The organism is Actinoplanes sp. NPDC051494 (assembly GCF_044454705.1).
GTDB lineage: Bacteria > Actinomycetota > Actinomycetes > Mycobacteriales > Micromonosporaceae > Actinoplanes.
Map to the genome: position 1 here is coordinate 935,367 of NZ_JBITDZ010000002.1, position 9,624 is coordinate 944,990.

The 9,624-nt window shown below is 70.5% G+C and carries 10 protein-coding genes; 8 read left to right on the forward strand and 2 right to left on the reverse strand.

Annotation, left to right across the window (positions count from 1 at the left end; all coding sequences use genetic code 11):
- Positions 1 to 2: 2 nt before the first annotated feature.
- The 6 genes from flgL to ACIA6A_RS10960 all read left to right on the forward strand — a co-directional run bounded on the left by flgL (position 3) and on the right by ACIA6A_RS10960 (position 5,065).
- Complete coding sequence (gene flgL, locus ACIA6A_RS10935; RefSeq protein ID WP_396097316.1) at positions 3 to 890, forward strand: flagellar hook-associated protein FlgL; 888 nt, start codon at positions 3 to 5, stop codon at positions 888 to 890.
- 41 nt (positions 891 to 931) lie between these two features.
- On the forward strand, positions 932 to 1,330 hold the full coding sequence (gene fliW / locus ACIA6A_RS10940) for a flagellar assembly protein FliW (RefSeq protein WP_396097317.1): 399 nt from the start codon (positions 932 to 934) through the stop codon (positions 1,328 to 1,330).
- A gap of 38 nt (positions 1,331 to 1,368) precedes the next feature.
- On the forward strand, positions 1,369 to 1,605 hold the full coding sequence (csrA, locus tag ACIA6A_RS10945; RefSeq protein ID WP_396097318.1) for a carbon storage regulator CsrA: 237 nt from the start codon (positions 1,369 to 1,371) through the stop codon (positions 1,603 to 1,605).
- Positions 1,606 to 1,750: 145 nt separating this feature from the next.
- Positions 1,751 to 3,304, forward strand: coding sequence for a methyl-accepting chemotaxis protein (locus tag ACIA6A_RS10950; protein ID WP_396097319.1), 1,554 nt, complete (start codon positions 1,751 to 1,753; stop codon positions 3,302 to 3,304).
- A 110-nt stretch (positions 3,305 to 3,414) separates the two neighbouring features.
- The gene (locus tag ACIA6A_RS10955; RefSeq protein ID WP_396097320.1) at positions 3,415 to 4,191 is read left to right on the forward strand and encodes a hydrolase; all 777 of its coding nucleotides are present in this window, start codon (positions 3,415 to 3,417) and stop codon (positions 4,189 to 4,191) included.
- A 49-nt stretch (positions 4,192 to 4,240) separates the two neighbouring features.
- Entirely contained in the window at positions 4,241 to 5,065 is an 825-nt protein-coding gene (locus ACIA6A_RS10960; RefSeq protein ID WP_396097321.1) for an SRPBCC family protein, read from the forward strand.
- Between the two features lie 3 nt (positions 5,066 to 5,068).
- On the opposite strand, the gene ACIA6A_RS10965 is transcribed toward ACIA6A_RS10960, so the two are convergent.
- The gene (locus tag ACIA6A_RS10965) at positions 5,069 to 6,889 is read right to left on the reverse strand and encodes an ATP-binding protein (RefSeq protein WP_396097322.1); all 1,821 of its coding nucleotides are present in this window, start codon (positions 6,887 to 6,889) and stop codon (positions 5,069 to 5,071) included.
- Positions 6,890 to 6,967: 78 nt separating this feature from the next.
- A complete protein-coding gene (locus tag ACIA6A_RS10970; protein WP_396097323.1) occupies positions 6,968 to 7,192 on the reverse strand; it encodes a hypothetical protein in 225 nt (74 codons plus the stop codon).
- Positions 7,193 to 7,466: 274 nt separating this feature from the next.
- On the opposite strand from ACIA6A_RS10970, the gene ACIA6A_RS10975 reads away from it, so the two are divergent.
- A complete protein-coding gene (locus ACIA6A_RS10975; RefSeq protein WP_396097324.1) occupies positions 7,467 to 9,053 on the forward strand; it encodes a S8 family serine peptidase in 1,587 nt (528 codons plus the stop codon).
- Between the two features lie 71 nt (positions 9,054 to 9,124).
- Positions 9,125 to 9,529 carry a response regulator gene (locus ACIA6A_RS10980; protein WP_396097325.1) on the forward strand — a complete coding sequence of 135 codons (405 nt, stop codon included), beginning with the start codon at positions 9,125 to 9,127 and terminating at the stop codon, positions 9,527 to 9,529.
- The last annotated feature ends 95 nt before the right edge of the window (positions 9,530 to 9,624 follow it).

Genomic DNA, 9,624 nt, shown 5'->3' on the forward strand with positions numbered 1-9,624 from the left:
ACATGGCAGGCAGGGTCACCGAGAGCAGCATCCATACCCGGGTGCTCCAGAACCTCCAGCGCAACATCCAGAAGGGGGAGAAGATCCAGCAGCAGCTGTCCAGCGGCAAGCAGATCAACCGCCCCTCGGACTCGCCGAACGGGACGCTGCAGTCGATGCAGCTGCGGGGCGAGACGCGCGCCAACAACCAGTACGTCCGCAGCTCCGGCGACGGTCTCGGCTGGTTGAGCACTTTGGACGGCACGCTGAGCAGCAGCTCGACGATCCTGCAGAAGGCACGCACGCTGACCGTGCAGGGCCTCAACGCCGGCGCCGGCAGCACCGACTCGAGGGCCGCGCTCTCCGCCGAGATCGATCAGATCAGAAGCACCATGATCGGGTACGCGAACACGACCTATCTGGACCGTCCGGTGTTCGGTGGCACCACGACCGGCACGACCGCGTTCAGTGCGGACGGCGAGTTCGTCGGCAACACCGATCCGGTGAACCGCACCGTCGGCCCCAACTCGCAGGTGCGGGTGGACGCCAGTGGGACGGCCGCGTTCGGCGAAGGTGACGCCTCGGTCTTCAAGGTGCTGGACGACATTTCCAAGGCGCTGACGGCCAATGACATGGATGCGGTGGCCAAGGGTCTGGAAAAGCTGGATACCGCTTCTAATAACGTGAAAAACGCTCTTTCGGATGTAGGCGCCCGATACAATCGGATTACGCAGATGAAGCAGTCTGCGGAGGACCGGCTGCTGGACGTGACGGCTCAGCTCTCCGATGTCGAGGACATCGACCTGCCGAAGACCATCATGGACATGCAGCTCCAGCAGACCTCGTACCAAGCGGCTCTGGCCGCTTCGGCAAAGGTGATTCAGCCCTCGCTCATCGACTTTCTGAGGTGACCATGAGTACTCGCACCGCGTCCCGTCCGATTGGGGCCATCATGACCGACACCGAGTTCGAACTTCCGGTCATCGACATGGCCGTGCCGATGCCCGGGTTCCCGGCCCACCGGCAGTTCGTCCTGGTCCGGTTGAACGACGACGGCCTGCTCTACGCGTTCACCTCGGTCGACGACCCCGAGCTGCGCTTCCTGGTGGCCCCGCCGGAGCCGTTCTTCCCGGACTACGCGCCGGAGATCGAGAGCGAGGTGTTCGCCGCGCTGAACACCAAGGACCCGGACCGGCTCCTGCTCATGGTGGTCATTACCGCCGGCGTCGACGAGACCACGGCCAACCTGCTCGCCCCGATCGTCGTCGACCGGGACAGCCACCGCGCGATCCAGGTCGTGCTGACCGGCAGCAACCTGCCGGTGCGCGCCATCATGCGCAAGGACTACTGACGGCACGTTCCTGTCCACGGATGGAGAGGAGCGGCTAAATGCTCGTGCTGACCAGGAGGGCCGGCGAGAGCGTGATGATCGGCGACGACATCGTCATCACCGTGCTGGAGGCCCGCGGCGACGTCATCCGGATCGGCATCCAGGCCCCGCGCGACGTGCAGGTGCACCGCGAGGAGGTCTACCGCGAACTGCAGGACGCCAACCGGGAAGCGGCTTCCCCGAACGAGGACGCCGTCCGCGCGCTGACGCAGATGCTCGAACCCAAGAAGCAGTGACGAAGGCCCGATCCCCACCGGGGACCGGGCCGTCACTGGCTCCGGGCAGGTTCGCGGAAAGACCGGAATTTGAGATCTGGCGTTGTGCAGATAAAAGCCCGGATCACGGCAAAAATGAGGGCAATGCCGACGCCGAGGAGCTCAGATGTCCCGATTGATGCAACTAGGGGTCGCGAAGCGGCTCGGTCTGATTGTGGTGTGCGGCGTTCTCGGCCTGCTCGCCCTGGGGCTGGGTTCGTGGCTCAGTCAGGGGAGCCTCGTCGAGCAGGCCGACCGGGTGCGGCAGCTGGAGGTCGGGCTGGCCGCGCTCAACCATCTCGACACCCGGCAGAGTGAGCTGAAGTTCGACGCGGCCCTGTCGCTGCTGGGCAACGACGTGACCCAGGATGTCTCGGACGACGTGGCCTCGGCCGACGAGGCCGCCGACGCGGTCGAGGCGGCGGGGATGCCGGCCGCGCTGGCCGACGAGTTCGCGCAGATCCGCCCGGATGTCACCTCGTTCGGCGAGTACATCGGCACGTTCATCAAGCAGGTCGCCGAGCCCGGGCCGAATCCGGACATCCAGGAAGTGCGGGACCGCAACAACGTCGTCGACGACAAGCTGGGCGCGCTGAACGAGAAGGTAAGCGCCGCCGCCGAGCAGGAGCGCAAGGACATGGACACCGCGGTCGCCAAGTCGCGGCTGTCGGCGGTCATCGTGGTGGTGGTCGCGCTGGCCGTGCTGATCGGGCTGGCCGTGCCGCTGGCCCGGTCGATCACCCGGCCGGTGGCCCGGCTGGCCGAGGTCATCGACGCGCTCGCCAAGGGGGACCTGACCCGGCGCACCGGCATCACCAGCCGCGACGAGGTGGGCCGGATGGGGGCGAGCATGGACGCCGCGATCGCCTCGCTGCACCGATCGATCAGCTCGATCGGCCAGAACTCCGACACACTCGCGAGCTCCGCCACCCAGCTCTCCGCGGTCGCCGGTCAGATCGCCGAGGCGGCCGGGGACACCAACGTGCAGACCGCCTCCGCGTCGGCCGAGGCGGAGGAGATCTCCCGCAACGTGCAGACCGTCGCCGCGGGTTCGGAGGAGATGGGCCTGAGCATCCGGGAGATCTCCCGCAACACCAGCGAGGCCGCGCAGATCGCCGGGGTGGCGGTCTCCGAGGCCGCGCAGGCCACCGAGACGGTCCGCCAGCTGGGCGAGTCGTCGGCGGAAATCGGCAACGTCATCAAGCTGATCACGTCGATCGCGGAGCAGACCAACCTGCTGGCCCTGAACGCGACCATCGAGGCGGCCCGGGCCGGGGACGCGGGCAAGGGCTTCGCGGTGGTCGCCTCCGAGGTCAAGGACCTGGCCCAGGAGACCGCGCGGGCGACCGAGGACATCGGCGCCCGGGTCAACGCGATCCAGGCCGACACCAGCGGGGCGGTCGAGGTGATCAGCCGGATCAGCGAGGTCATCGCGAAGATCAACGACTTCCAGACCACGATCGCCAGCGCGGTCGAGGAGCAGACCGCCACCACCGGTGAGATGTCGCGCAGCATCAGCGAGGTGGCCTCGGGCAGCAGCCGCATCGCCGGCAACATCGCCGACGTCTCGACGGCCAGCTCGACCGCGGTCCAGGGTGTCACCCAGACCCGGCAGGCCAGCGACGAGGTGGCCCGTACGGCCGAGGAACTGCGCGCCCTGGTGGGCTCGTTCAAGCTCTGAGTGACGCTCCCGTCTTGCACCTGGCGCGGCCCCGGTCCACAACACCGGGGCCGCACTGTATTCCCCAGGACGGGAGGCGCCCGTCCTGCTGGAGCGGTCGGGGAGACGTCGTGGGTGCAGAGCGCGAATCGGTCATGAACGGCACCACGCTCGCCGCGCCGGCGGACGCCGTGGATCTGCGCTCCGACGCGCATGTGCACACCGGCTTCGCCGCTGGGCGGGACAGCGTCGGGGTGGTCGTCTCGGCCGCGGACCGGGCCGGGCTGACCTCGCTCACGTTCGCCGACCAGGTCGGCCCGGACACGACCTGGCTGCCCGCGTACGCGGACGCGGTGCGCCGGGCCCGGCACCGCACCGAGCTGAGCCTGCGGATCGGCGCCGAGGTCGAGGTCGTCCGGGAGGACGGCTGGCTGGCCTGGCCGGCCGACCTGGGTCACCTGGAGGTCGTCTCGGTGGCTGTCTCCGGGCTGCCCCTCGCGCAGGGTTCGCTCACCCCTCGCGAGGTGCGCGGCCAGCTCGCCGACGGTCTGCTCACCGCCGACCGGGTGGCCGAGATCGTGGTGACCGCCACCGTGCGCGGCATCGAGCGCGCGTCGCGGTACGCCCCGGTCCAGCTGGCCCGCCCGTTGAGCCTGCTCGCCCAGATCGGGCTGGACGACTCCGCGGTCACCCCGGAGATCCTGGGCGCGCTCGCCGCCGCCTGCCGGGCCACGGGGACCGCCGTCGAGGTCAGCGAGGCGTGGCGGAGCCCGTCGCCGCGGGTGGTGGCCATGGTGCGCGACGCCGGCGTGGTCCTGCTCGCCGCGAGTGACGCCCGGTATGCCGCCGAGGTCGGCCAGTGGCAGTACCTGAACCGGGTCTTCCCCAAAGCGAAGTACGAAGCGTAGTCATTTACGTACGCTCTGTCATGCCAGCACTTCAGCATGGGAGAGATGCATGAGTATGGTTCAGCAGGCAGTCGAGATCAGCGCGCCGCTGCACGCCGTGTACGAGCAGCTCGCGAAGTTCGAGAACTACCCGCGGTTCATGACCGGCGTGCGGAGGGTCACCCCGACGGGCGCCGATCAGACCCACTGGGTCATGGACGTCGAGGGTCACCGCACCGAGTTCGACGCGCAGATCACCGAGCGCTCCCTGGACGAACGGGTCTCCTGGGCGACCACCGAGGGCCCACGGCTCGCCGAGACGATCACGCTGCGGCCGATGGGCGAGACCCGTACCCAGATCGTCGCGCAGCTCGAGGCCGACGTCGCCTTCCTGCTCCCGAGCGACCGGCACGGCCAGGAGACGCTGCGCAAGCGGCTGCAGGCCGACCTCAACACGTTCAAGGGCCTCATCGAGACCGGCAAGCTGGGCGGCACGGGGACCCTGCGCGGTGCCAGCTCCAAACAGCTGGCAACCCCGGCGTCGGTGGCCACCCGGGCCCGTGGCGGCCGCCCGCAGACCGGCGCCGGCTGGGGCACCAGCGCCGGCGAGTTCAGCAACGCCAACCCGGACGGCCTCGGCCGCCTGCGGCCCAACGCCGACACCGCGCCACTGGGCACCCCGAACGCGGGGACGACCGTGGACATCGCATCGGCGCCCGGCATCAAGAGCGTCCACGACCTCGACGACGTGCTGGCCCCGGGCCGGCGGATCACCGGCGGCTCCGCGGTGAGCGGCGCCGCCGCCGGATCCGCCCGGATGGGTGGCCGGACACTGAGCGCCCGCGAGGCCCGGGGCGACGGCATCATCAACGAACAAGAGCGCGGCAGCGCCTGACGATCAGATCGACGCCGCTTCGAGGGTGACCACGAGGCGGGCACCGTGGGGTTCGGTCCGTTCGTAACGGACCGAGCCCCCGTTCGCTTCCACCAGATGCCGGACGATGAACAGCCCCAGCCCCGAGCCGCGCATGAAGCGGTCGAACAGGCCGGGTACGAGCTCCTCCGGGATCCCCGGGCCGGTGTCCTCGACCACGAGCACCACCGTCTCGCCCTGCCGCCCGGCGCGCACCTCCACCGGTGCCTCGCCGTACTTGAGGGCGTTGCTGACGAGATTGCGCACCACGTGCCACACGTGCTGCCGGTCGGCCAGCGCCGAGACCTCCTCGTCCACCCGGACCTCGACGTCGGCGCCACAGCCCAGCTCGGCGAGGACCGCGGTGACCACCTCGAGCACCGGGACCGGGGTACGCCGCGCGGTGACCGACCCGGTGTCCAGCCGGAACAGCAGCTGCAGGTCGTTCATCATCCGGATCAGCCGGTGGGTGTTCTTGTCGATCTTCTGCACCAGTTCGAGCCGGATGTCGTCGGGCAGGTCCGCCCAGTCCGCGTGCAGCAGTTCGGCGAGGCTGGCGATCGAGCTGACCGGCTGTGCCACGTCGTGGGTGAGCATCGAGGTCAGGTCGTTCTTGAACGCGAGCGCGGACTCCAGCCGGGTGTTCGCCTCCCGCAGCCGCTCGTTGCTGACCGTGAGCTCCGCGGCCCGGTCGCTCAGCTCCGTCTCGGCCCGTTTGCGGTCGGTGATGTCGACGTACGTGGCGACGTACCCGCGCGGCGCGCCGGACGGGTCGGGGATGGTGGCCATCGTGGCCAGCACGGGCACGTCCGTCCCGTCCGCCCGGTGCACGACCCAGTCGCCGGTGCCGGCCGGGGGGAGCCGCGGGGGAGCGTCCGCGCCGGGGGTGTCCAGCCCGGTCAGCTCCCGCCAGCGCCGGTTGACGTCGATGACCCGGAAGTTGGCGTCGAGCACCATGACGGCCTCGTTCATCGACTGCAGCAGCGTGTCCGCGAAGTCGCGCCGCTCGTGCAGCTCGTCGACCAGCGCGCGCTGCTTGCGGTCGGCCCGCTCCAGGGAGCGGACCAGGAAGCCCACCAGGGCCAGGACGGCGAGCGCGGCCAGGATCGCGCCGGTGCTGATCGCGGCCGCCGGCCGGCTGATCCCGGTACGGACGGCGAGCGCGCTCACGAGGGCCGCGATGACCGGGACGGCGATGACCACGGGCAGGGCCCGGCGCACCTTGACCCCCGGCCCGGCGACCGCGGCGGTGCGCAGCGGACCGGCCTCGGGGCGGGCGAGCAGCGCTCCGGCGGCGAGGGCGAGCAGGGCTCCCGCGTGCGGGGCCGGCATCACGCTGTCCGGCCCGCGGCCGTCCGGGAACGTGAAAGTGAACATCCGGGGCACCAGGGCCACCAGGGTGATGATCGACGCGCCGGCGAGCAGGGGGTCGGCGACCCGGTAACGCCCCGACCGGACCGATTCGGGCTGGGACCGCCCGCCCACCTGCATGTCGAGGGTGGCAAGCGCGAGCCCGGACAGCAGGGTGGCGACCCCGGCGGCGGGGTGCTGCGGCAGGGCGAGGGCGCCGAGGGCCGCGGCGAGCACGGCGAGGACGTACGCGATGCCCCGCCGGATCCGTCCGGCGCCGGCCGGGGCCAGCAGGAACAGTGCGAGCCCGGCAGCCGGTAGGGCGGCTCCCGGGCTCGTGGGCAGGGGTTCGGGCGCACCGAGAAGACCGGTGCCACCGATCACGGCGACGCCGATGCCGGCGCAGGCCGCCAGAAGCCGCGACAGCCTGCCCACGTCGTGCGCCGCGATCTGCACCGGCGAAACCCCTCTAATTTGGGCTTATCGCCCCAATGGTGAGGGATTGATCATATCGCGCCGGATGGGATCAAGGGGTCACGCCGACTGAGGCTGCCCCGCCCATTCGAAGCCCTCTTCGACGGTGACCTTGTTGGCCACCGAGAGCAGGCCCTCGGCGTGCTTGTTGGCGTGGTGCCCACAGAAGGCGAGCGTGCCCCCGCTGGTGAGGGCGAGCTCCAGGCGTGCGGCCGCGCCGCAGCTGTCGCAGCGCTCGGTCAGCGAGGCGGCGGAAACGATCTCAGGCGACAGCAGGCTGGTCATATCGCTCTCCATTGCTCGGTAACGGCGCAAGCGTTCCATAACGGTGCAAGCGCCCGGTGGCGGTGCAAGCGGTCCTGACAGCGAGTAGTTCGGCGCCGGGGAGGGGCGACTTAGCCAACATGCCCCGGATCGCAAGGGTGCAACTCATGCGCAACCAGCGCGATCCCGATGTGGCTCTGTCACGACGTCAGTCTTTCCCTCAGTTGCTTCCGGCATACCTGTCCCCCCGGGTTATGTCAGCCGCTTGGAAGCAGTAACAGGGAGGACCCACTTTATGTTCCGCAACGACGGCCGGCGCCGTACCGCGCGCCTCGCGCTGACCGCCGGGATCGCCACCGCGGCGGCGGTGGCCGGGATGGCGAACACCGCTTTCGCCGGCACACCCGGTGCTCTGCCGCTCGGTACGGTCCGCGCCGCGGGAGCCGATGCCATCACCGGCAGCTACATCGTGGTGCTGAAATCGGCGACCGCCGCCGAGGTCCCGGGCGTCTCCCGGGCCCTGGCCGCGCGCTACGGCGGACGGGTCCTGACCAGCTACTCCACCGCGGTCAAGGGCTTCCAGGCGGACATGACCGGGCTCGCGGCCCGCCGCCTCGCCGCCAACCCGGCGGTCGCCTACGTCGAGCAGGACGCCACGGTGCGGCTGGCCGAGACGCAGACCCAGGACAACCCGACGTGGGGCCTGGACCGGACCGACCAGACCGAGCAGCCGCTGTCGAAGACCTACACCTACCGGTCGGCGGCGGGCGTGACCGCGTACGTGCTGGACACCGGCATCAAGATCAGCCACGAGGAGTTCGGCGGCCGGGCCCGCAACGGGTACGACTTCATCGACAAGGACGCCGTCGCGCAGGACTGCCACGGGCACGGGACGCACGTCGCCGGCACGATCGGCGGTGCCACCTACGGCGTCGCCAAGGACGTCGACCTCGTCGCCGTACGGGTGCTCGACTGCAGGGGCTCCGGCTCGTACTCGGCGATCATCGCGGGCATCGACTGGGTGACGAAGAACGCGGTCAAGCCGGCCGTGGCCAACATGAGTGTCGGCGGCACGAACAGCGCCACCCTCAACGACGCCGTCACGAGGTCGATCGCCTCCGGGGTGACCTACGCGGTCGCGGCCGGCAACGACAACCGCAACGCGTGCGGTTACTCGCCCGCGGCCGCCCCGAACGCGATCACGGTCGGCGCCACGGACAGCAACGACTCCCGTGCCTCGTTCTCCAACTACGGCTCCTGCCTCGACATCTTCGCGCCCGGTGTCCGGATCACCTCGGCCGGCATCGCCTCCGACACGGCGCTCGCGGTGATGAGCGGCACCTCGATGGCGACCCCGCACGTCGCCGGCGCGGCGGCCCTGGTCGCCGCCGCGCACCCGGGCTGGTCGCCGGCCCGGATCACCGCCGAGCTGCTCGACCGGGCCACCCCGGGCAAGGTGTCGAACAAGGGCAGCGGCTCGGTCAACCGGCTGCTGTACACCGGCTTCCTCAACACCGAGCAGGCCGCGGTCACCGCGTGCGGGACCTACGCGGTGCCGAGCGGCGCGGTCATCGGCCGCAACGGTACGGCCGCGAGCTTCCTGACGCTCGCGGAGTGCACCGGATCGGGCCCGGCCACGGCGAGCGTCGGCGTCACCGTGAAGCACGCCTACCGGGGTTCGCTGGCGGTCACGCTGACCAGCCCGGCCGGCGTCGTCTACGCGCTGAAGACGGTGGACAAGGCGGACAAGGCGGCCGACCTCACGCACACGTACACGATCAACCTGTCCGGGACCCCGCGTAACGGAAAGTGGACGCTGCGGGTCAAGGACACCTACGGCGCCGCCGCCGGAACCCTTTCCGGCTGGAAGCTGACGCTCTGATCTGCGGGAATGCATCCGCGGGCCTCCGCGGCGCCACTAGCGTTCATCACACACAGCCCAAGGAGGCTCTCATGTCGGAAGCTACGCAGGAGCGTCCTACCGTTCTCGTCGTCGACGACGAGGAGGACCTCCGAGACATCATGCGGCGGATGTTGGAACGCCGCGGCTACTCGACCATGGTCGCCGGCGACGCCGACCAGGCCGTCACGCTCTGCCGGGAGCACCCCGGCCCGATCGACGTGCTCGTGACCGATCTCGGTCTGCCCGGCGTCTCGGGCGGTGACCTGGCCCGCAGCGCCTCGGCCCTGCGCCCCGAGATGGGCGTCGTCTACATCTCCGGGTTGCCCAAGGACATCGCCGTCACCAAGGGCCTGATCGCCGAGGACGCCCTGCTGGTCAAGAAGCCGTTCACCTCCGATCTGCTGCTGGAGGCACTGCGGCTGATCCTCGCCGAGAAGGCGGCCGCCGAGCGGTAGGAAATCTGCTTCAGGAGCGGGGGGGGGGGGGGGGGGGGGGGGGGGGGGGGGGGGGGGGGGGGGGGGGGGGGGGGGGGGGGGGGGCGGGTGGGAGC